Below are 21,379 nucleotides of genomic sequence, written 5' to 3'. Positions count from 1 at the left end.
TTTTACAACTATGGACCCACACGGTGAAAAATATGCAGCATGGTCTCCATATAATTATACTTTTAATGATCCCATAAATACTGTTGATCCTGATGGACGTGACGGAATGCTGACAGGCTCAGGTACTAAAGAGGATCCATATATAATTACCGCTAAGTATTATTATGTAAATGGAAGTCTAAATAAATCAGAGATTAAAGGCTTAAATAATGCTATTACGGCATATAATAAACTAGGTGGAAAAGATGGGGTTGAAATAAAGAATTCAGATGGAAGTGTTTCATACATAAAATATAATCTAAGTGCAGAGGGAGTTAAAGATATAGAAGTCGCAACTGAATCCGCATATTCCAATAAATTTACAGATGTGAATGGAAATGAAAGATACTATGGCAATATAGTTACACCTGGAGAGTCTGGAGCAGGCGAAGAATTTGGTTCTGCTACAAACAGGCATGTAAACTATAATAGAAATAATATTGCTAAAGGGGTTAACTCAGGGATGAATGAGAATTCCCTCCTAACGGGGACTACAATACATGAAATAGGACATAATTTAGGTGGAGAGCATTCGGATGGCACAAGCACTATGTCTCAAGTACAAACAACAATTACAAATAGCCAAATTGGGGGGAGTACAACCACGTATTCTTATCCAAGTAGTTCCAAAGAATTCACAAGGACGATTTTTAATAGAAGAGATACAAGAAATAATAATTCAAATTCTCGAGTAATTGAACCGGGTATTTATACAAGAAGTAAGAGATGAAGGTTTTTAATATAATTATATTGATGAATATTTTTTTGTTTGGGCCTTTACAGGCGCAAACAAAACTTGACACTTGCCAAGATATAATTTTAAAAGGGTATGTAATTACACAATATAAGCGTAGTGATATTAAGAGTATTAAAAATGTTGCAAGTCACATGATTGATTTTTATCATAGAGAATACTTTATACCTTTAAAAAACAATTTAGACCAAGTTACAATAGACTCAATTAATGTATTCAATCCTGATGAAGTTTACTTCCTGCCTTCAAATGAAACATATCGTTTGATGATAAAATACTGTAATAAGTATAAAAATAAAGAGTCATATTTCTCAACAAAAGTGGATCTAAATTCATTTTTTAAAGTTGGAAAAAAGAATAGTGAGTTTTTATATAAAATATATTATTATGAATGTAAAGCAGTGAAGTCTGAAATTGCCAATAATTCCTTAAATGCTTTTCAACTTAATGTCCCTTTTAAAAAGGAAAGTAAATTCCTTAATTGTTATTTTATTTATCAAAATGTAATTATGCAAGAAATCAAAAGAATCAATAGTGAAAATTTCTATAGAGTAAAAAGATCATCAGAAATCAATGCGAATATGGAGCAAGATGATACTCATCAGCCTTCTGGTGGATGGATGTGTGATTGGTAGGTGGAATGTGGTGGATAAATATGCTGAAGTATGTGTCGCAATAAGTTCTTATCAATATGCTGCAAATAATCCGATCAAAGTAATAGATGCCCCAAATGGAGTAAATTCATTTTCTATTGATCATAATTGGGATATGTTATCAGGAAATGATATGGGAAATAATACGAGTTTTAGAACTAGTACAGAGGCAGGAAGTCCTGGAGTATCCCATCAAAATAAAACATTTGTGACTGAAATTGGAACTTTTATAAAAGCGTATCAGAAAAGCAAAGGGGATAATAGTAAATTAATAAGCGATTTTATTAATCAAATGAGATCTTTTGGAATAAAAGTAACGGTAAATTAAGAATTATGAAAAAAATATTTTTTTATATACTTTCAGTAATACTGAACATTGGATTGTACTTTTTACTTCAAATTATAGCTTCATTTGTGCAGTTTGGATTGTTTGGAAGTGGAAATGTTACTGCAAATAAAACTGTTTTGGTTTCACTTGTCTTTTTAATTCTGCAAGTGTTATTATTACTGTTCTTATACAAAAAGAAAATACTTTTAAAAGATATAACTTTATTAATTTTAAACGTACTAATTACGGTTTGTCTGTTCCTATATTTTGTGGTATATCTAGCTAATAATTGACAAGTTGCTGTATCGTGTCGCTGTGTTATAAAAACAATAAACTTCGAAAAACAGCCAACACCAGCGGACAACGGGATTATACAGGCGGTATAGAATACCAGAACGGAGTAATCGAACTCATTCACACCGCAGAAGGCGTAGCCTACCGGAATGCAAACGGCACATACAGCTACCGCTACAACCTGACGGATCACCTGGGCAATGTCAGAGCTACCATCTACCGGAATCCGAATACAAATGCAGTAGAGGTACTGCAAAGAGATGATTACTATCCGTTTGGCTTACAGAAATCCCCGAGTCCTGTATATGGAAATAATAAGTATCTTTATAATGGCAAAGAGAAACAGGAGGAGTTAGGGGGCCAGTTGGACTATGGAGCCAGGTTCTATGATCCTGTAATTGGAAGATGGAATGTGGTGGATCCTTTGGCGGAGAAAATGCGTCGTCACTCACCTTATAATTATGCTTTTGACAATCCGATCAGGTTTATTGATCCTGATGGGATGGAAAGTAAAGATTGGATTAAATGGAAATCAGAAAGAGGAACTACTTACTATACCTATGACAGGAACGTAACAAGTGTTGCTCAGGCAAAAGATAAAGGATATACAAACGTAGATTGGGTCAAAGAGTCTGCTAGTGTGGCTACAACATCAGGAAGCTCTTATAATATGAACAAGGGAGGAGCTTTCACAAAAGATGGAAGTTCAGGAAATATTGATTTATCAGAGGGTGGCGCAGTTGCTAATGGAGGTGCTGTTCGAATCAATACAGCTAAATCCGGAGCTCAACAGATAGGAGAACCCATTAGTGCTCTTGGGGATGCCACATCAACTGTTGGAGATATAACAACTTATAGTGGTCTTATATCTTTACAACCTGAAATCGTTGCTGCAGGAGGTAGCATTGGAAGACTAGGGATGGCACTTGAAATAAGTGGTAATCTTATATCTAATGATTTTTCTAAAGAGAGTTTCGTTGAAGGAGGACAGAAATTAGGTAGTCATGTTGTGTTTAATAAAATCTCAGAAAAGGGAGTCGATGCAACAAGAAAGGTTGCTGGTGGAAAAGATAATAGAGTTTCAGAGTCCATTATACAAGGTGTTGTTGATGTTTGGAACAAGATTTTTGACAAAACAATAGTTGATAAATAGTAATGGAAATCAAGTATATAGTAATTGGCTTATGCATGTTAGTTTCAGGTATATATCTGTATTTTACTTCTTCATATAAGAATGAAGAAGATTTGATAAAGAGAAATTTTAAAACAAACAGCTTTTTTTATTCAATATGTCTAATTATTTTAGGCATGGGATTGATATTATTGGAATTTTTCGGAAATAGTTAATATTTCCAACTTTAACTGTCCATCTGAATCATTATGAATACAGTAAGGATAGGATTATCCTGTTAATGGATGATGTGATAAGGATTGGAGCATCTGCTGGTGCTGCTATTGGTGTTTGGTCTGGTGGTGTGGGTGAAGTTCCCCGGGCCTTGATTGGAGGGGGTAGCGGTGTCATAGGAGGTTTTATTGGAGGGTACTATGGCTCCGAATGGGCAGTGCAGGTAGTGAATCATTATCATGGAAGGTAAATATTGTGGATGGAATTGAAAATTACTTAAATATTGTTCATTACTGCCTTTACAAGGCTGAATATAGATTACATCTTTTATTTAATAAAATCAATCCTGAACGGCTTTTGATCTGGCTTTTGATGAAGATTCCTTTTGTTAAAAGGAGATATGAAAAAATGGGAGTAACTCGTCAGAGTATCAATAGAGATAACAACAACTTGTGGGGAGACAAGAGGTTTGGTCTTAGTACTGTCGCTGCGGGCGGTTTCCTTTGGGGAGGTTTGGCTCTCTTCTTTTTTTCTGTTCTGATGATGTTGAAAGTAAGCATATCCACATTGCTAATAATAGGATGTGGGGTTGGCTCTGGCCTGATCTGTTATGTGTTTGTTTTCAGGCAGGATAAATACATAAAATACTTTGACAGATATGAAAAGTGGTCTAAGCAGGAAAAGCGTAAATATGGCTGGTTGACCGTAGCGTGAGTACTGTTTGTTCTGTTGTCTTTTTATCTTTGTCTGATACTCTGATATCGGAGGATAAGTATAAATTACCCCCCCCCCCGCTGGCGCGAGCGTATCGCTCGTGTACAAGTTATCAGAGCTACCATCTACCGGAATCCGAGTACAAATGCAGTAGAGATACTACAAAGAGATGATTACTATCCGTTTGGCTTACAGAAATCCCCGAGTCCTGTATATGGAAATAATAAGTATCTTTATCAGCCAGTGGGCTGACAAGTGTTGGCAAAGAGAAACAGGAAGAGTTCGGGACCAGTTAGATTACAGAGCCAGGTTCTACGATCCTATTATTGTACATGGGATGTTATCAAATCTTTTTTAGATAATATCAGGAATAAATCTATTGGTGAAGATACTAAATGCATATGTGCTATATAAGTAACAACAAAAGCTACTCATTGAGTGGCTTTGTTTGTTTTAAAAAGGCTTGTAATTTACTATTTAACAATAGAGATCTCGAGTAAAGAAAAAACACATTTTTGTATTTTTCTGTGAGCTTATCAAGCTGCTGAAATCTTCCCTCTTGCACGAGCGTATCGCGAGCGATAAAGCGAAAATTTCAGCGTACGAATAGATAATTCAGAGGTAGTTTATACAAATTCAGAGTTAATATAGATTGGTGAAAAAATGAATCAAAACAACACCTATCTCACTAACGTGATGCTCGTTTTAGAGCATGTTTTTTACATAAAACAAATGAAAAGAGAAGTGATTGCGGAATACCCGAAAAATGCTCCACTTTACCCCACTTGCTTTCAGTTTTTTAGTAAAATCAGTCGTTTTTTACCTCTTTTTCAAGCTAAAAAGTAAAATAATAGCAAAAAATAAATTTCTTTTTAAATGATGAACCAAAATTTATTTTGGTTCAAAAAATTGATTTAAATAGTTGTTGTGTAAGTTTTTACGCTTTTTAGGATTGTGTTTTTTAACTGGCTTTGTAGCGATTTTTCGATGTGGAAAACTTTTTTGTGGTATATTGTGGGGGAAAGTGGGGGAAAGTGTATACTTTTACATCAAATTAGAATAGGATAGTTAGCTAAATGAATCACTTAATCGGAGAATTTGAATGCAAGCTTGACACCAAAGGAAGAATGGTGTTGCCGGCAGCGCTCAAGCGGCAGTTGCCGCATGTGGAGCGTGACGGGCTTGTTGTGAACCGGGGATTTGAGAAACATTTGGTTTTCTATACACGTGAAGAGTGGAATACTATCACAGCTAAGTTGTCAAAATTGAATCAGTTTAATGAGAAGAGCAGGATGTTTGTTCGTGCTTTTACCCGTGGTGCTACAGAGTTGACACTGGATGCTTCTGGTCGTGTGCTTCTGCCAAAAGGATTGTTGGAATATGCAAACATCGGCGCTGAAGTCGTGCTTGCCTGTCAGTTTAATAAAATAGAGGTTTGGTCGAAAGAAGGATACGAAGCATTGATGAATGATGGTTTAGGTGATGATTTTGCTGCGTTGGCAGAAGAGGTGATGGGCGGAATGGATTTTGGAGGATTAATGAATGAGTAATGTTTACCATGTTCCGGTAATGCTGAAAGAATGCATTGATGCATTATCCATCAAGCCTGATGGTGTATATGTCGATGTGACGTTTGGTGGTGGTGGGCATTCCCGTGAAATATTGAAACATTTGGGACCTAAGGGACGGCTATTCGCTTTTGATCAGGATCCAGACGCTTTGGAAAATACCATTGCAGATGAACGATTCACATTAATTCATCAAAACTTCAGGTTTTTGAAAAATAACCTCCGTCTGAACGGGGTTAAAGAGGTTGATGGCATTTTGGCCGATCTGGGTGTTTCCTCACATCAGTTTGATGCCGCAGACAGAGGATTTTCCATTCGTTTTGATGCGGATCTGGATATGCGTATGGATCAGGTATCTGATCTGGATGCTAAAAAAGTGCTTAATACCTATGCTGAAGAGGATTTGCATCGCATATTCGGAATGTATGGTGAAATCATGAATGCTAAATCACTTGCGAAAACGGTGGTGACAGCGAGATTGAGTGCACCGATTGAGACTGTTGCAGGGCTTAAAGAGGTGATCCGGAAGTTAGTTCCAAAAGGTAAAGAACATAAATACCATGCACAGGTGTTTCAGGCGCTGCGGATAGAGGTTAATAAAGAATTGGAGGCTTTGCAGGAATTTTTGTTGCAGACCGTTTCTACGTTAAAGCCTTCCGGTAAGCTTGTGGTGATGTCCTATCATTCCCTGGAAGATCGTCTGGTCAAAAATTTTATGGCTAAGGGGAAATTTAAGGGAGAGGTAGAGAAAGATTTTTTTGGAAATGAAATAAAGCCTTTTCAGGTGATTACGCGTAAAGCGATTACAGCATCTGAAGAAGAATTGAGTACAAATAACAGGTCTCGTAGTGCAAAACTACGGGTTGCCGAGAAAATGGGGTTATAAGTTCGTGGGGGATCGGCATGAAGAGAAATACAATAAAGCAAAAAGAGTTAAGTGAAGAAGTTCAGGAAGAACTTCAGGATACGGTAGAGGAAAAAGCAGAAGAGACCAGGCATTTTATTAAATCGGTCTTTTCTCCGCAAAAGATAACGACCTATTCCGTAGTGAAGAATCTTCCTTTTATAGCTTTTATCGCTCTTTTGGCGCTTTTGTATATTTCTAACCGGCACCTGGCGGAGCGGACAGTTCGGCAGATAGACCGGTTGAGCAAGGAAGTTAAAGAATTGAGTTGGGATTATAAATCGCTCTCTGCGGAGTTGATGAAGAGAACCACTCAATCAGAAATAGCAAAACGGGCAGATACATTGGGACTAAAAGAGCGAAAGGAGCCGCCAATTAAAATTGAAGTTGTAAAAGAAGAGAAAAAATAAAAAAATAACCGGGCATGAATATTAGAAAATCCATACTTCTAAGAGTGTATCTCGCATTCGGCCTGATGGTATTGGGGGCGCTGGTTGTTTTTGCAAAACTGGTGCATCTTCAATATGTAGACGGGGGTAAGTGGAGAGAGATTTCAGATAGTCTGACTATACAGGAGCGAGAGGTAGAGGCTGCCAGAGGGAATATTTATTCAAATGACGGTAGTATTCTGGCGACTTCCATTCCTGAGTATGATTTGCGTTTTGATGCAATGGCTATTCCGGAAGAGGAAGAAGATATTTTTAATTCTAAAGTAGACTCTCTGGCGTATAAGCTGGCTGGTTTTTTCAAAGACAGATCTGCAAGACAGTACCTGGGATTGCTTAAGCAGGCGAGAAGTAAAAAACAACGGTATGTGATGATCATGCGTGAAGTAACGCATCAGGATCTGAAAAAAGTAAAGGATTTTCCGTTGTTCAAATCCTTTAAAGTTGATAAAGATAAATATTCCGGTGGCCTGATTGTGGAGCGGCATAATAAAAGGATTCTTCCTTTTACCAATCTGGCAGCACGTACCATCGGGTATAAAAATACAAAGGGAATTGACACGGTGCGAGTGGGGCTGGAAGGTGCATATGGACACTACATCGACGGTAAAAGTGGTAAAAGATTAGTACAGCGTATTGCCGGTGGTGTATGGGTGCCGATTAATCGTAATATGGAGGTGGCTCCGGTAGACGGTTCTGATATTATTTCGACGATAGATGTCAATATGCAGGATATGGCACAACGGGCGCTGGAGAAACAATTGCAGATTGTAGATGCAGATAACGGTTGTGTGATTCTGATGGAGGTGAAGACAGGAGAGGTAAGGGCTGTAGCCAATTTCACAAGAGATGAAGAAGGGGTGTTCAGAGAGAAATTTAACTATGCGATTGCACTTTCTGCTGAACCGGGATCTACATTCAAACTGGCTTCGTATCTGGCATTGATTGATGACGGAAAAATAGATTCTTCGACAACAGTCGATGTAGGTAATGGAACTTATAAGGTGCCGGGACATACGATAAAAGATTCGCATGCACCCCGAAAATCTATTATGTCTGCCAAATATGCTTTCGAGCAGTCTTCAAATGTGGCGATTACCAAGTTGGTCAACACACATTATAAAGATGATCCCTCAAAGTTTACAGACAAACTGTACAGCATGGGATTAGGCAAGGCGCTGCAATTGCAGATTCCGGGGGAAGGAGAACCTAAGATTAAAACGCCTAAAGCGAAGTCCTGGAGTAAGCTCTCTTTAGTGCAGATGGCATACGGATATGAATTGCTTATGACTCCGCTTCAGACATTGACACTGTATAATGCAGTAGCAAATGACGGAAAAATGATAGCGCCTGTATTCGTAAAAGAAATCAGGCATCTTGGGAATACTGTCGAACATTTTCAGGCACGTGTTATCAAGGATAAAATTGCTTCAGAACATGCACTCTCCGAAATAAGGGGAATGATGGAAGGCACAATGATCGAGGGGACAGGTAAATCGCTTCGTAATCCGCTTTATACCTCCGCTGGTAAAACAGGTACAGCACAGATCGCTGATGGAGCGCGAGGATACAGACAACGGAAATATCAATCTTCTTTTGCCGGATATTTTCCTGCTGAAAATCCGAAGTATTCGATGATTGTCGTGATACGTAACCCCAGAAAGGGATATTACGGAGCGTCTACGGCAGGTCCGGTATTTAAGGAACTTGCTGATATGGTCTTTGCCAATGATTTGTCCATGCATGGAACATTTAGCTCCCGCAAGGTAAATCCGGCCGGAGGTAAGACGCCGTTGACATTAAAAGGATCGCGGGAAGCATCGATGAAGGTATATGAAGCTTTAGGTATACGCTCTTTCGACTGGAATGCCGTAGCACAGGGTGTTGTTGATACTTCGAGTCGTGGAGTTCCTTTTGTAGATGTCAGGATTAAAGAAGGTGTAGTGCCGGATGTAAAAGGAATGGGCCTGATTGATGCCATGTATACCATGGAGAATGCAGGATTTAAAACATATGTATCGGGAAAGGGAAAAGTTATTGAACAATCGCTTAGTCCCGGTTCAAAGTTGAAGTTTGGAACACAGGTAGCAATTGTATTGAATTAAAAAGATAATGATAAAACTAAAAGACATATTGCATGCTATTCCGGTACAGGAAGTGGTGGGTCAGCTGGATGTTGAGGTGACTTCATTATGTTTTGATTCCCGTCAGGCGAATGAGGGTAGTCTTTTTGTTGCTGTGCGTGGCGTGCATACAGACGGACACCTGTTTGTAGAAAAAGCCATTCAGCAAGGATGTACGCTCATTATGGTGGAAGAGATGCCAGCGGAAAAGAGCGAAGGTGTTACCTATATGATGGTTGCCGATACCGCCTATGCATTGGGTATTGCTGCCGGTAATTTCTACGGAAATCCTTCCCGCGAATTGAAGCTGGTTGGGGTGACAGGTACAAATGGTAAGACCACGATTGCAACATTGCTATTCAATCTGTTTACAGCTCTTGGATATCATGTAGGTTTGCTTTCTACCGTTCAGAATCAGATCGGAGAGCGGATTATACCTGCCACACATACGACTCCGGATCCGGTAGCATTGAATGCATTGCTGCGGGATATGGTAGATGAAGGCTGTGACTACTGTTTTATGGAAGTCAGCTCGCATGCTGTCGTACAGCAGCGCATTGCAGGACTTCGGTTTGCCGGAGGTATTTTCAGCAATATCACACACGATCATCTGGATTTTCACAAGACATTTGATAATTACATAAAAGCGAAAAAGAAATTTTTTGATGATCTGGATCGCTTTGCATTTGCATTGACCAATGGAGATGAAAAGAATGGTTCTGTAATGTTGCAGAATACGTTTGCACATAAGAAAACATACGGGTTAAAAGGCGTGGCTGATTTTAAAGCCAAAATCATTGAAAGCCATTTTGATGGTATGCTGCTCAATATAGAAGGCCATGAAGTATGGGTTAAGTTAGTTGGAGAGTTCAATGCTTATAATATACTGGCGGTATATGGAGCTGCAATCTTACTGGAGCAGGAGACGGTCAAAGTCCTGACTGCGCTCAGTCAGATCACAGGTGCTGAAGGACGCTTTGAAGCCATCACATCAAAAAACGGAGTGATTGGTATTGTGGATTATGCACACACACCGGATGCTGTTGCAAATGTGCTGAGCACCATTAACAATCTACGTAAAAAAGAACAGCAGATTATCACAGTATTGGGCTGCGGAGGCGATCGGGATAAAACCAAACGTCCGGAAATGGCTGAAGTTGCTGCCAAAATGAGTGATAAAGTGATTATAACTTCAGATAATCCGCGCACAGAAGATCCGGTACAGATTATCAAAGATATGGAACCCGGTATTCCTGCTGACAGAAAGAAAAATGTATTCTCGATCACAGATCGTAAAGAAGCTATTCGTGCGGCATGTCATCTTGCTCAGCCCGGCGATATTGTTCTTGTTGCAGGTAAAGGGCATGAAAAATATCAGGACATCAACGGTGTGAAACATCATTTTGATGATCGTGAAGAATTGGAAAAAACGTTTAATGAATAATACCAGAAGAGATGTTATACTACTTATTTACATGGTTAAATGAACATATCCACATTCCGGGAGCGGGGTTGTTTCAGTACATCTCTTTCCGTACAGCGATGGCGGTTATTCTTTCATTGATAATCACCACCGTATATGGTAGCAGATTGATCCGCATACTGCATAACAAGCAGGTCGGCGAGACCATTAGAGATTTGGGACTGGAAGGAGAGAAAAAGAAGCAAGGTACACCAACCATGGGCGGTCTCATCATTATTGCAGGTATACTGGTGCCTACGTTATTGTTTGCGAAGATCGATAACATCTATATCATCCTGATGATCGTGACTACATTATGGATGGGAGCGATTGGTTTTCTGGATGATTATATCAAGGTTTTTAAGAAGAACAAAGAAGGTCTGCAAGGGAAATTCAAAGTAATTGGTCAGGTTGGATTAGGTGTATTCATTGCAGTGACGATGTATTTCCATCCGGAAATAGTTGTTCGTCAGCAGGTAGCTCATCCCGGCTCACTCAAACCGGTTGAAGTGTCAATCAACAGTCAGACCGGTGAGAAATATTATACAGAGAATGTGAAGTCCAGCAAAACAAACATCCCATTTTATAAGAACAATGAATTTGACTATGCGAAAGTATTAACCATGTTTGGCCTCAGGGGAGACATGATCACCTTTATGGTTTTCCTGGTTATGGTCGTTGTGATTGTGACCGCTGTTTCCAACGGAGCTAATATTACAGATGGGATAGATGGTCTGGCAGCAGGTACATCTACTATAATAGGAATCACACTGGCCATACTGGCATATGTATCCGGTAACGTGATTTTCTCCGACTATCTGAATATCATGTATATCCCCAATTCGGGAGAACTTGTGATTTTCGCAGGAGCATTTATCGGAGCCTGTACAGGATTTTTGTGGTACAATGCTTATCCGGCTCAGGTATTTATGGGAGATACGGGAAGTTTGGCGATCGGAGGGATCATTGCTGCTTTTGCTATTCTGATCCGAAAAGAATTATTGATACCCGTACTGTGTGGGGTATTTCTGATAGAAAATCTATCTGTAATGATGCAGGTGGGATATTTTAAATATACTAAGAAGAAATATGGAGAGGGACGCAGAATTTTTCTGATGTCTCCTTTGCATCACCATTATCAGAAGAAAGGGTATCACGAAGCTAAGATTGTAACACGTTTCGTAATTGTGGGAGTTCTATTGGCAATATTGACGATCGTTACCTTAAAAGTGAGATAAAAAATGACAAATATAGCGCAGACATATTATCCTCAAAGTGGTAAGCTGATTGTTCTCGGTGCCGGCGAAAGCGGTGTCGGAGCAGCGATTCTGGCTCTGCAAAAAGGATTTGAGGTGTTGGTCTCGGATAAAGGAGTCATTGCCGAAAAATATCAGCAGCAATTGGAGGACGCCGGCATTACGTATGAGTCAGGCCATCATTCTGAAGAACTAATTCTGAATGCAGATCTTGTAGTGAAGAGTCCCGGTATTCCGGAGACAGCGCCCTTGGTAGTTGCATTAAAGCAAAAAGGAATTCCGGTTATCGGTGAGATAGAGTTTGCAGCACAGTATACAAATGCCCGGTTATATTGTATCACCGGTTCAAACGGTAAGTCGACAACTACGATGTTGACCTATTATATACTGCAGAAAGCAGGTGTAAATGTAGGTTTGGCAGGAAATATAGGCCGAAGTTTTGCCCTTCAGGTAGCGCAGGAGAAATTTGATGTATATGTACTGGAGATCTCTAGTTTTATGCTCGATGATATGTATCAGTTCCGTGCTGATGTAGCCGTAATTCTTAATATCACACCGGATCACTTAGACCGTTACGACCATAAAATGGAAAACTACGTGGATTCCAAATTCAGGATGATCCGTAACCAGACAGCAAATGATTATTTCATCTATTGTCTGGATGATGAAGAGACAGTAAAAGGGCTGGAGCGACACCACACTGAGGCAGCGATATGGCCTATGACACAGGAGCAAGTGATCAATCCCGGTGCATATTTAGATCAAGAGAAGAATATTATAATCAACACCCCTAAAGGAGAGCAATTTATTATGAATACGGAAGATTTGTCATTACAGGGCAAGCACAATGTGTACAACAACATGGCGGCAGGATTAGTAGCGAAAGTTCAGGAATTACGTAACCGCTCTATGCAGGAAAGCATGAGTTCATACGTTAATATCCCGCATAGGTTGGAACATGTCGCTTGTATCGGAGGCGTGAATTATATCAATGACTCCAAAGCGACTAATGTCAATTCTGTTTGGTATGCATTAGAGAGCTTTTCACCACAGATCGTTTTGATTATGGGTGGGGTGGATAAAGGTAACGATTACGAAATGCTGCGTGATCTGGTACGTTCTAAAGTTCGTGCTATCATCTGTATAGGTAAAGATAATACACGCATTCACGAATCATTCGAAGAAGATACGGATGTAATCGTCAACAGTTCTTCTATGAAAGATGCTGTAGAGATTGCTTCACATATAGCGCAAAAAGGAGATACGGTATTGTTATCGCCAGCTTGTGCAAGTTTTGACTGGTTCAAAAATTACGAAGAGCGCGGAGACAAATTCAAAGAAGCTGTAATGGCTTTGTAGAAAAGAACAGAAGTAAACATCATTTAAATAAAACGGAGTATGGAACAACTATTTTCTAAAGCAAAAGGCGATCGCTGGATTTGGATTATAGTCCTCATTTTGTCTGGCTGGTCATTATTGGCCGTATACAGTTCTGTCGGAACATTAGCCTACAAAGAGGGGAAAGGGACAGAAATGTACCTGTTGAAACATTTTTCCATAATAGCCATTGGTTTTGTTTTAATGTATTTTTCACATAAAGTGGATTACAGGTATTACGCCGGTATATCCAAGTTGTTGATGTTGATTACCATACCCTTGCTACTCTATACTTTGCTGTTTGGTAGTAAAGTAAATGATGCAAGTCGCTGGGTGACGATTCCTGTAATCAATCAGACTTTTCAGACATCCGATTTGGCCAAGCTGGCCCTGATTACTTTTCTGGCGAGAATGCTTTCACGCAAGCAGGAAGAAATCAAGGATGTCAAGAAATCCTTTGTTCCGATTATGGGATCGGTCTGTGTTATTTTCGTTTTGATCGCGCTGGCCAACCTTTCGACAGCTCTGATGCTCTTTGGAGTAAGTATTCTGCTGTTGCTGATCGGACGGATCAGTTTTAAGCAAATTGCAGTGGTGAGTCTGGGTGTAGGTTTTTTATTGTCTCTGGTCATTCTTTTTGGTCCAAGACGCCAAACCTATTACAGTCGTATCAAATCGTTCTTTAAGACAGAAGAAGTACATACAGAGGAAAGGGTTTCCTTTCAGGATGATAAGAATTATCAGGCGAATAACGCTAAGATTGCGATCGCTACGGGAGGTGTTTTCGGTAAAGGTCCGGGTAACAGTATGCAGCGAAATGTACTGCCTCATCCTTATTCGGATTTTATTTTTGCAATCATTATAGAGGAGTACGGGACAATCGGAGGTGTCATTTTACTGACGCTCTACATTGTATTGATGTACCGGTGTATCCGGATCGTGACGATGAGTCCCCGGGCATTCGGTGCTTTTCTGGCTGCAGGATTAGGCTTTAGCCTCACTATACAGGCTTTGGCCAATATGGCGGTAGCAGTAGGATTAGGTCCGGTTACAGGTGTTCCGTTGCCACTGGTCAGTATGGGAGGTACATCCATTCTCTTTACCAGTGTAGCATTGGGAATTATCCTGAGTGTGAGCCGGAATATTGAAGAATTAAAAGGAAAGGAAGAGCTGGAGGAAAAAGCGAAACCTAAAAAGGTCGTAGTAGGAACTTTAGCATAAGAGGTATAATAAAAGGCATGGCAAAGAAAGTAATTATAAGCGGAGGCGGTACAGGAGGGCATATCTTTCCTGCGATAGCGATAGCTAATGCTTTGTTACGTCTTGATCCGGCTACAGAAATTCTGTTTGTTGGTGCAAATGGTAAAATGGAGATGGAGAAAGTACCGGCTGCAGGATATCAGATCGAGGGATTGGATATTGTAGGTATCAACCGTCAGCATCTCTGGAAAAATATTATGCTGCCTTTCAAATTGATACGCAGTTTGTGGCAGGCACGGAAAATAATAAAGAAATTCAAACCAGATGTAGCGGTTGGTGTAGGAGGGTTTGCTTCAGGACCACTGCTTATGATGGCTAATAGAATGGCGATCCCGACTTTGCTTCAGGAACAAAATTCGTATGCAGGAGTAACCAATAAAAAATTAAGTGTCAAGGCTGCGAAGATATGTGTAGCATTTGAGGGAATGGAACAATTTTTTCCAGCAGACAAAATACTGCTGACCGGTAACCCCATCAGACGAGCTTCTGTCAATATTGAAGGTAAAGAACAGGAAGCGTTGAATGCATTTGGTCTGGATATCAATAAAAAGACAATTCTTGTGACAGGAGGAAGTCTCGGAGCACGTACATTGAATGATTGTGTGAAAAATAGTCTGGAGTTACTGAAGGCTAATGATGTACAGGTCATCTGGCAATGTGGAGGATATTATTATGACAGCCTTCAACAAGAGCTTAAAGATACACTGCCTGAGCAGATAAAAATGACGGCATTTCTTCAACGTATGGATTATGCCTATGCGGCAGCTGACTGTATTATCGCCAGATCCGGTGCGGGGACCATTTCTGAACTATGTGTGGTTGGCAAACCCGTTATTATGGTGCCTTCACCCAATGTTGCAGAAGATCATCAGACCAAAAATGCGCTTTCACTCGTGAATAAGAAAGCTGCAATATTGGTCAGAGATGCAGAAGCAGGAGAGAAATTAATTACAACTGCACTTCAGTTATTGAATGATGCAGAGCGATCAGCAGAATTGAGCACCAATATTAAAAAACTGGCATTGCTCGATGCAGATGATGTAATCGCAAAACAGGTTATTGAAATAGCAAAATAGGAATATGAATATCGATAATATAAAACGGGTTTATCTGATTGGCATCGGGGGTATAGGAATGAGTGGGTTAGCACGCTATTTTCATCGCTTGGGATGTGAAGTAGCTGGTTATGATAAGACCGAATCCGATCTTACAGATACACTGGTACAGGAAGGAATTCCGGTCATCTATGAAGATAACATCGATGCCATTCCGGAATCATTTACCCATACCGGCTCGGATACATTGATTATTTATACTCCTGCTGTTCCAAAAGAACTGAAGATCAAAAATCATCTCAGTAATCTTGGGCATGAGCTCTATAAGCGTTCACAGGTTCTAGGCTTTATCAGTGCCAGCCGGTTTACCATTGCGGTAGCTGGTACACATGGTAAGACTACTACCTCGACGATGATCGCACATATTCTGAAAGATTCCGGATATGACTGTTCGGCATTTCTGGGGGGAATAAGTTCCAACTATGATTCTAATGTGTTGTTCGGAGCGAATAATACAGTCGTTGTAGAGGCCGATGAATACGACAGATCGTTTTTGACATTGCATCCGAATATTGCTGTTGTGACTTCAGCAGATGCTGATCATCTGGATATTTATGGAGACGAAAGTCATCTGATAGAATCTTTTTCATTATTTCTGGATAGAGTAGTTGAAGGTGGTACACGTATAGTGAAAACCGGATTGCCATTTAAAGGGCAGATCAGCTATTCAGGAAAAGGAGAAGGCGATGTGTATGCGGAAAATATCCATGTCAGAGATGGAGAATTCTACTTTGATTATGTGCATCATGATGGTAAGATAAGTGATATTCACTTAGGAATACCGGGGATTCACAACGTAGAAAATGCAGTGGCTGCAATAACAGCAGCACGACTATTGAGTATTGCTGATGCAAAAATTGTGAAGGCCCTGAGCACTTTCAAGGGTGTAAAACGCAGATTCGAATATGTTGTTCGCAATCCGCAGACCATATATATTGATGATTACGCACATCACCCGGAAGAGTTAAGAGCATTTATATCTTCGATGCGCAAATTATATCCGGCAAAGAAGCTTACGGTTATTTTTCAGCCTCATCTTTTTAGTCGTACACGGGATTTTGTGGATGGATTTGCGGAAGTATTAGCTATGGCAGATGAGCTGTTGCTTATGGAGATATACCCGGCGAGAGAGTTACCGATTGAAGGAGTTACTTCCACATGGCTGGCGGATAAGATAGCATTAGAGAACAAACGTGTGGTATCTCCGCAGGAAGTGTTAAACATTATTAAAGAGGAGAAGCCGGAGCTGGTTGTGACAGTTGGAGCCGGTGATATTGATAGATTGATAAAACCATTAAAAGCAATATTGAACGATGCTCAATAAGTTGCGTAACATACGATGGAGTGCGGTGTTATATGCCGTGCTGGGTATTGTGGCCTTGGCCGGAGTAGGGATGCTTATGTCCTTAGTCGGAAAAAAGGACAATGCACAGGTATGTACAGACTTACATGTTATTATTGAAGGTAAAGAAACATTTATTGATCAGCAGGATATTTCCAATCTGATCAATAAGACATACGGATCAGTAGCAGGCAAACAACTGGCGAGTATACCCCTGCATAAAATAGAATTGACACTCGAAAAATTGCCCTATGTATCTTCTGCAGAAGTACATATGGATATGGATGGCGTGATGCAGGTAAAAGTAAGCCAGCGTGAAGTAATCATGCGTGTGATCAATAAGGCAGGTAAAGATTTTTATGTTGATCCTACCGGCTTAAAGATTCCGGTAACACTTAAATACGTACCCCGGGTTTTGGTGGCGACCGGGAATATTTCGGAAGGATATAAGCAGGCGCTTGATACCATAGAGTCGGGGACACTGAAAAATTTGCTTGAAGTCGTCAAATATGTAAATAACGATGAGCTATGGGGCAATCAGGTCGTTCAGTTATATGTAAACGATGATAAAGATATAGAATTGATTCCTCGTGTGGGTAGTCAGGATCTTGTTATCGGAAATGCGGATTCACTGGAAAGTAAGTTTGATCGTTTAAAACTTTTTTACAATCAGATCTTACCCAGAGTCGGTACAGAAGCATACAACAAAATAAATGTAAAATATGCACACCAGATTGTGTGCGAACGAAAGGGGAGCTGGACTATTGACAGTCTGGCTATCGTTAAAAAATAAATACAGGAAATAATATTATTAATATACAGCATTAATACACAGCAATATGAAACCAAGAATAACAGACAGCGAAAAGGAGAATCCAATTATTGTTGGTCTTGACATCGGTACCACAAAGATTTGTGTGACCGTAGGACGTCGGAGCGGGACAAATAAAATCGAATTATTAGGAGTAGGGAAAGCGGAGTCTGCAGGTGTAAACCGTGGAGTCGTGGCCAATATCCAAAAAACCGTTACCAGCATTAAGGAGGCAGTCGCATTGGCAGAAGGTTTGTCAAATGTAGACATCAAAGTGGTCAACGTAGGTATAGCCGGACAACACATCAAGAGTATTCAGCATCGGGGTATCCTGACCAAAAACGATGATGATGAAGTAGGAAGAAGAGACATCGAAAGATTAATCTCTGATATGTACAAATTGGTGCTTCCTCCGGGAGAGGAAATTATCCATGTACTTCCGCAGGAATTTACTATCGATAACGAACCGGGTATCAAAGAGCCTGTGGGTATGGCGGGTCGTCGTATCGAAGCTAATTTTCATATTATTTCAGGACGTGTTACAGATATCAAAAATATCAAAAGATGCGTTGATTACTCCTCATTAGAGGTGTCATCATTAGTGCTTGAACCTTTAGCGTCATCCGAAGCTGTATTGGATGAAGATGAAAAAAATGCTGGTGTTGTATTAGTTGATATTGGTGGTGGTACTACCGATGTGGCGATTTTCCATGAAGGAATTATCCGTCATACTGCTGTTATTCCTTTGGGTGGTAATATTGTGACTGAAGATATCCGTCAGGGATGTTCAGTGTTGCGTAATCAGGCCGAATTATTAAAGGTCAGATACGGATCAGCTTTAGCTGACGAGAATAAAGAAAATGAGGTCATCTGTGTACCGGGCATCCGCGGAAGAGAAGCAAAAGAGATTTCAGTGAAAAATCTGGCGTATATCATCCAGGCTCGTATGGAAGAGATCATCGAACACGTGTATTACGAAATCAAATCTTCAGGCTATGAAGATAAACTGATTGGTGGTATTGTGGTGACCGGTGGTGGCGCTCAATTGAAACATTTGGTACAATTGGTGGAATATATTACCGGTATCGATTGTCGTATCGGATATCCGAATGAGTATCTGGCAAAAACGGATCTGCTGAACAAACAGCTTTTCGATGAACTGAAGAGCCCGTTATATGCTACAGGTATCGGTTTGCTGATTAAGGGTATTCAGGCTATCGAGGATGAAGAGGCTTCTGAACATGAAGATTCGATCAAACGTACGCCGAAAACAGCAAGCGCTCCGGGAGTAAAGGATATTGCTGAAAAGCAACAAAAGAAAGAAGGTTGGTTAAAAAAGTTTTTGACCGAATTTATCAAGGACGACGCGGGAATTGATGATGATACCTTTATAGGGAAGAAATAGTTTTCAACAATCAGTGATTTTTCCACATTCTAACAAATGTGGAAAACTGTTGTTAAGAAATTGGTATTATTACATTAGAATTGTTGAAGGTTTTTGTAAAATATAAGTCTCTCAGCAATAGTTAAATAGGGAAAAGTTATGTCAATACAGTTTGAAATGTTAAAGGAACAGTCTTCGATAATCAAGGTTATCGGGATTGGTGGAGGTGGGGGCAATGCCGTCAACCACATGTATAATCAGGGAATCAGCGGAGTAGATTTTATAGTTTGTAACACTGATGCACAGGCATTAGAATTGAGCCCGATACCTAATAAGGTACAATTGGGAGCAAGTCTTACCGAAGGTATGGGTGCAGGTGCTGATCCTGATGTGGGTGAAAATTCGGCTATTGAGAGTATTGAAGATATCAAGCGTATGTTAGGTACTAATACCAAAATGTTATTTATAACAGCAGGTATGGGCGGCGGTACCGGTACGGGGGCAAGTCCGGTATTGGCAAAAGCAGCTAAAGAACTTGGTATTCTGACTGTAGCGATTATAACTACACCTTTTACATTTGAAGGTAAGAAACGTCGTGCGCAGGCAGAAGAAGGATTAGAAGAGTTACGTAAATATGTAGATTCATATTTAGTAATCTCTAATGATCGCCTTCGCGAGATCTTCGGTAACCTGACTATGACAGCAGCCTTTGCTAAAGCAGATGATATCTTGACTACTGCTGCAAAAGGTATTGCAGAGATTATCACTATTCCTGGTTATGTCAACGTCGACTTCAAAGACGTTCGTACAGTAATGAATGATAGTGGTGTTGCTATAATGGGTAATGCTAAAGCGAAAGGTGATAACCGTGCTCTGGAAGCAGTGACCGGTGCTCTGGCTTCTCCGTTATTGAAAGATAATGAAATTGAAGGTGCACGTTATATCTTATTAAATATTACTTCCGGTACAATGGAAGTGACAATGGATGAAGTTGCTATCATTACTGACTTTATTCAGGACAAAGCAGGTCTTTCTGCAGATCTGATCTGGGGTAACTGCATCGACAATACATTAGAAGATGAATTGTCTGTTACGATCATTGCTACAGGTTTCCAAACAAGTGAACAACGTGTAAAGGAAAAACAAAACGAGAAAATTGCTTTGCCTCTGACTCCGGAGAATAATGCAAACCCTTTTGTAAAACCGGTTTCACAAAATCAGTTTGTTCCCAGAGAAGCTGCTCCGTCTGTCGTCAACCCTGTTCAACAACCGGAAAATCAGGTTGCAAATACAGTAGCGCAACCTCAGGCAGATTTGTTCTCTCCAAAAACAAACGGAAATACAGCAAATGCCTATACGCAGACAACTAAGACTGAAACTGAAACTGTCGTACGTCATACTCTTGAAGTAAACGAGACGGTTATTAAGCAGGAAGAAGAAGTGAAAAACGATGGTTTTGAATTGAAAACTTCACCTTCTGTATTCCAGTTTGAATTGCCAACAGTGTTTGATGCTTATCAACACGCTTCCGTTAACCCTATAGAGGAAGTAAACAACACTGTAGAAGAATCAACTATATCGACACATATCGAAGAGCCTGCAAGCTTTGAAGATCAGTTGCTGAAGACTAAAGAGCGCATCCTGCGTCTGAAAGAACTAAGCATGAAACTGAAATCTTCAAATGGTTTACAGGAGCTTGAAAACGAGCCCGCTTACAAGCGTAAGCAAAAATCACTGGAAGATCTTCCGCACTCATCGCAGTCGGCTGTATCCCGTTTTACGTTATCTTTTGACGAAGGCGAAACAGAGATCCGTCCTAACAATTCTTTTTTACATGATAATGTAGACTAGTCATACAACTCTATTTATATGGAAAGCGGCTTGAAGTGATTCATGCCGCTTTTTTTATTAAACACGTAAAAAGAAAGACAAAATTTTTTTTTTCAAAAAATAGATGTTATTTTTATGTTATACAGTGATTGATAATTAATTATAAAAAACTCAAACAATTAAATTATGGCAAGTATTGATAAATTCAAAGAATTAAAGGCTCTAATCGATGGTCTTGAAGGTGATGCAGACAAATTCTTTAACAAAGGAAATAGTGCAGCAGGTACACGTGTAAGAAAAACATTGCAGGATATTAAGACGCATGCTCAAACCCTACGTTTAGGAGTTCAGGAATTAAAAAATTCTAAATAGAT

Annotated in this window: 20 protein-coding genes; all 20 read left to right on the top strand. The window is 39.9% G+C overall.

The window, feature by feature from the left end:
• Positions 1 to 769: RHS repeat-associated core domain-containing protein (locus tag HMPREF0766_RS21745; RefSeq protein WP_003002320.1), on the top strand; the 769-nt coding region annotated here is incomplete at its 5' end.
• A complete protein-coding gene (locus tag HMPREF0766_RS21740; protein WP_003002318.1) occupies positions 766 to 1,428 on the top strand; it encodes a hypothetical protein in 663 nt (220 codons plus the stop codon). The genes HMPREF0766_RS21745 and HMPREF0766_RS21740, both read left to right, overlap by 4 nt.
• On the top strand, positions 1,385 to 1,774 hold the full coding sequence (locus HMPREF0766_RS21735; RefSeq protein WP_138944217.1) for a hypothetical protein: 390 nt from the start codon (positions 1,385 to 1,387) through the stop codon (positions 1,772 to 1,774). The genes HMPREF0766_RS21740 and HMPREF0766_RS21735 overlap by 44 nt, the downstream gene beginning before the upstream one ends.
• Positions 1,775 to 2,081: 307 nt before the next feature.
• Complete coding sequence (locus HMPREF0766_RS22685; RefSeq protein WP_003002313.1) at positions 2,082 to 3,221, top strand: RHS repeat domain-containing protein; 1,140 nt, start codon at positions 2,082 to 2,084, stop codon at positions 3,219 to 3,221.
• Between the two features lie 268 nt (positions 3,222 to 3,489).
• Positions 3,490 to 3,663, top strand: a complete 174-nt coding sequence (locus HMPREF0766_RS22430) for a hypothetical protein (RefSeq protein ID WP_169311231.1) — start codon at positions 3,490 to 3,492, stop codon at positions 3,661 to 3,663.
• A 5-nt stretch (positions 3,664 to 3,668) separates the two neighbouring features.
• Positions 3,669 to 4,127 carry a hypothetical protein gene (locus tag HMPREF0766_RS21715; RefSeq protein WP_003002307.1) on the top strand — a complete coding sequence of 153 codons (459 nt, stop codon included), beginning with the start codon at positions 3,669 to 3,671 and terminating at the stop codon, positions 4,125 to 4,127.
• Positions 4,128 to 5,203: 1,076 nt separating this feature from the next.
• Positions 5,204 to 5,677 carry a division/cell wall cluster transcriptional repressor MraZ gene (gene mraZ / locus HMPREF0766_RS21705; protein WP_003002303.1) on the top strand — a complete coding sequence of 158 codons (474 nt, stop codon included), beginning with the start codon at positions 5,204 to 5,206 and terminating at the stop codon, positions 5,675 to 5,677.
• A complete protein-coding gene (gene rsmH, locus HMPREF0766_RS21700; RefSeq protein WP_003002302.1) occupies positions 5,670 to 6,581 on the top strand; it encodes a 16S rRNA (cytosine(1402)-N(4))-methyltransferase RsmH in 912 nt (303 codons plus the stop codon). The genes mraZ and rsmH overlap by 8 nt, the downstream gene beginning before the upstream one ends.
• A gap of 17 nt (positions 6,582 to 6,598) precedes the next feature.
• Positions 6,599 to 7,009, top strand: a complete 411-nt coding sequence (locus tag HMPREF0766_RS21695; protein WP_003002301.1) for an FtsL-like putative cell division protein — start codon at positions 6,599 to 6,601, stop codon at positions 7,007 to 7,009.
• A 14-nt stretch (positions 7,010 to 7,023) separates the two neighbouring features.
• Positions 7,024 to 9,150 carry a penicillin-binding protein gene (locus HMPREF0766_RS21690; RefSeq protein WP_003002300.1) on the top strand — a complete coding sequence of 709 codons (2,127 nt, stop codon included), beginning with the start codon at positions 7,024 to 7,026 and terminating at the stop codon, positions 9,148 to 9,150.
• 7 nt (positions 9,151 to 9,157) lie between these two features.
• Entirely contained in the window at positions 9,158 to 10,612 is a 1,455-nt protein-coding gene (locus HMPREF0766_RS21685) for a UDP-N-acetylmuramoyl-L-alanyl-D-glutamate--2,6-diaminopimelate ligase (RefSeq protein WP_003002299.1), read from the top strand.
• A gap of 11 nt (positions 10,613 to 10,623) precedes the next feature.
• Positions 10,624 to 11,868, top strand: coding sequence for a phospho-N-acetylmuramoyl-pentapeptide-transferase (mraY, locus tag HMPREF0766_RS21680; RefSeq protein ID WP_003002298.1), 1,245 nt, complete (start codon positions 10,624 to 10,626; stop codon positions 11,866 to 11,868).
• 3 nt (positions 11,869 to 11,871) lie between these two features.
• Positions 11,872 to 13,245, top strand: a complete 1,374-nt coding sequence (gene murD, locus HMPREF0766_RS21675; protein ID WP_003002297.1) for a UDP-N-acetylmuramoyl-L-alanine--D-glutamate ligase — start codon at positions 11,872 to 11,874, stop codon at positions 13,243 to 13,245.
• 39 nt (positions 13,246 to 13,284) lie between these two features.
• Positions 13,285 to 14,484, top strand: a complete 1,200-nt coding sequence (locus HMPREF0766_RS21670) for an FtsW/RodA/SpoVE family cell cycle protein (RefSeq protein ID WP_003002296.1) — start codon at positions 13,285 to 13,287, stop codon at positions 14,482 to 14,484.
• Between the two features lie 17 nt (positions 14,485 to 14,501).
• Positions 14,502 to 15,599 (top strand): undecaprenyldiphospho-muramoylpentapeptide beta-N-acetylglucosaminyltransferase, encoded by a 1,098-nt coding sequence (murG, locus tag HMPREF0766_RS21665; protein WP_003002295.1) that lies wholly within the window; start codon positions 14,502 to 14,504, stop codon positions 15,597 to 15,599.
• A 4-nt stretch (positions 15,600 to 15,603) separates the two neighbouring features.
• Positions 15,604 to 16,962, top strand: coding sequence for a UDP-N-acetylmuramate--L-alanine ligase (murC, locus tag HMPREF0766_RS21660; RefSeq protein ID WP_003002294.1), 1,359 nt, complete (start codon positions 15,604 to 15,606; stop codon positions 16,960 to 16,962).
• On the top strand, positions 16,952 to 17,773 hold the full coding sequence (locus tag HMPREF0766_RS21655) for a cell division protein FtsQ/DivIB (RefSeq protein WP_003002292.1): 822 nt from the start codon (positions 16,952 to 16,954) through the stop codon (positions 17,771 to 17,773). The genes murC and HMPREF0766_RS21655 overlap by 11 nt, the downstream gene beginning before the upstream one ends.
• 46 nt (positions 17,774 to 17,819) lie before the next feature.
• Entirely contained in the window at positions 17,820 to 19,196 is a 1,377-nt protein-coding gene (gene ftsA / locus HMPREF0766_RS21650) for a cell division protein FtsA (RefSeq protein ID WP_003002291.1), read from the top strand.
• A gap of 138 nt (positions 19,197 to 19,334) precedes the next feature.
• On the top strand, positions 19,335 to 21,026 hold the full coding sequence (ftsZ, locus tag HMPREF0766_RS21645) for a cell division protein FtsZ (protein WP_003002290.1): 1,692 nt from the start codon (positions 19,335 to 19,337) through the stop codon (positions 21,024 to 21,026).
• A 165-nt stretch (positions 21,027 to 21,191) separates the two neighbouring features.
• On the top strand, positions 21,192 to 21,377 hold the full coding sequence (locus HMPREF0766_RS21640; protein WP_003002289.1) for a hypothetical protein: 186 nt from the start codon (positions 21,192 to 21,194) through the stop codon (positions 21,375 to 21,377).
• The last annotated feature ends 2 nt before the right edge of the window (positions 21,378 to 21,379 follow it).

This window comes from Sphingobacterium spiritivorum ATCC 33861, from assembly GCF_000143765.1.
GTDB lineage: Bacteria > Bacteroidota > Bacteroidia > Sphingobacteriales > Sphingobacteriaceae > Sphingobacterium > Sphingobacterium spiritivorum.
The sequence above is the reverse complement of the archived record's forward strand: the minus strand, read 5'-3'. Positions and strand labels throughout refer to the sequence as shown.

Bases quoted from the DNA above. Each gene is read 5' to 3' on its own strand.
- HMPREF0766_RS21740 (WP_003002318.1), top strand. From the start codon at position 766: ATGAAGGTTTTTAATATAATTATATTGATGAATATTTTTTTGTTTGGG.
- HMPREF0766_RS21735 (WP_138944217.1), top strand. From the start codon at position 1,385: ATGATACTCATCAGCCTTCTGGTGGATGGATGTGTGATTGGTAGGTGG.
- mraZ (WP_003002303.1), top strand. From the start codon at position 5,204: ATGAATCACTTAATCGGAGAATTTGAATGCAAGCTTGACACCAAAGGA.
- rsmH (WP_003002302.1), top strand. From the start codon at position 5,670: ATGAGTAATGTTTACCATGTTCCGGTAATGCTGAAAGAATGCATTGAT.
- HMPREF0766_RS21695 (WP_003002301.1), top strand. From the start codon at position 6,599: ATGAAGAGAAATACAATAAAGCAAAAAGAGTTAAGTGAAGAAGTTCAG.
- HMPREF0766_RS21690 (WP_003002300.1), top strand. From the start codon at position 7,024: ATGAATATTAGAAAATCCATACTTCTAAGAGTGTATCTCGCATTCGGC.
- HMPREF0766_RS21685 (WP_003002299.1), top strand. From the start codon at position 9,158: ATGATAAAACTAAAAGACATATTGCATGCTATTCCGGTACAGGAAGTG.
- mraY (WP_003002298.1), top strand. From the start codon at position 10,624: ATGTTATACTACTTATTTACATGGTTAAATGAACATATCCACATTCCG.
- murD (WP_003002297.1), top strand. From the start codon at position 11,872: ATGACAAATATAGCGCAGACATATTATCCTCAAAGTGGTAAGCTGATT.
- HMPREF0766_RS21670 (WP_003002296.1), top strand. From the start codon at position 13,285: ATGGAACAACTATTTTCTAAAGCAAAAGGCGATCGCTGGATTTGGATT.
- murG (WP_003002295.1), top strand. From the start codon at position 14,502: ATGGCAAAGAAAGTAATTATAAGCGGAGGCGGTACAGGAGGGCATATC.
- murC (WP_003002294.1), top strand. From the start codon at position 15,604: ATGAATATCGATAATATAAAACGGGTTTATCTGATTGGCATCGGGGGT.
- HMPREF0766_RS21655 (WP_003002292.1), top strand. From the start codon at position 16,952: ATGCTCAATAAGTTGCGTAACATACGATGGAGTGCGGTGTTATATGCC.
- ftsA (WP_003002291.1), top strand. From the start codon at position 17,820: ATGAAACCAAGAATAACAGACAGCGAAAAGGAGAATCCAATTATTGTT.
- ftsZ (WP_003002290.1), top strand. From the start codon at position 19,335: ATGTCAATACAGTTTGAAATGTTAAAGGAACAGTCTTCGATAATCAAG.
- HMPREF0766_RS21640 (WP_003002289.1), top strand. From the start codon at position 21,192: ATGGCAAGTATTGATAAATTCAAAGAATTAAAGGCTCTAATCGATGGT.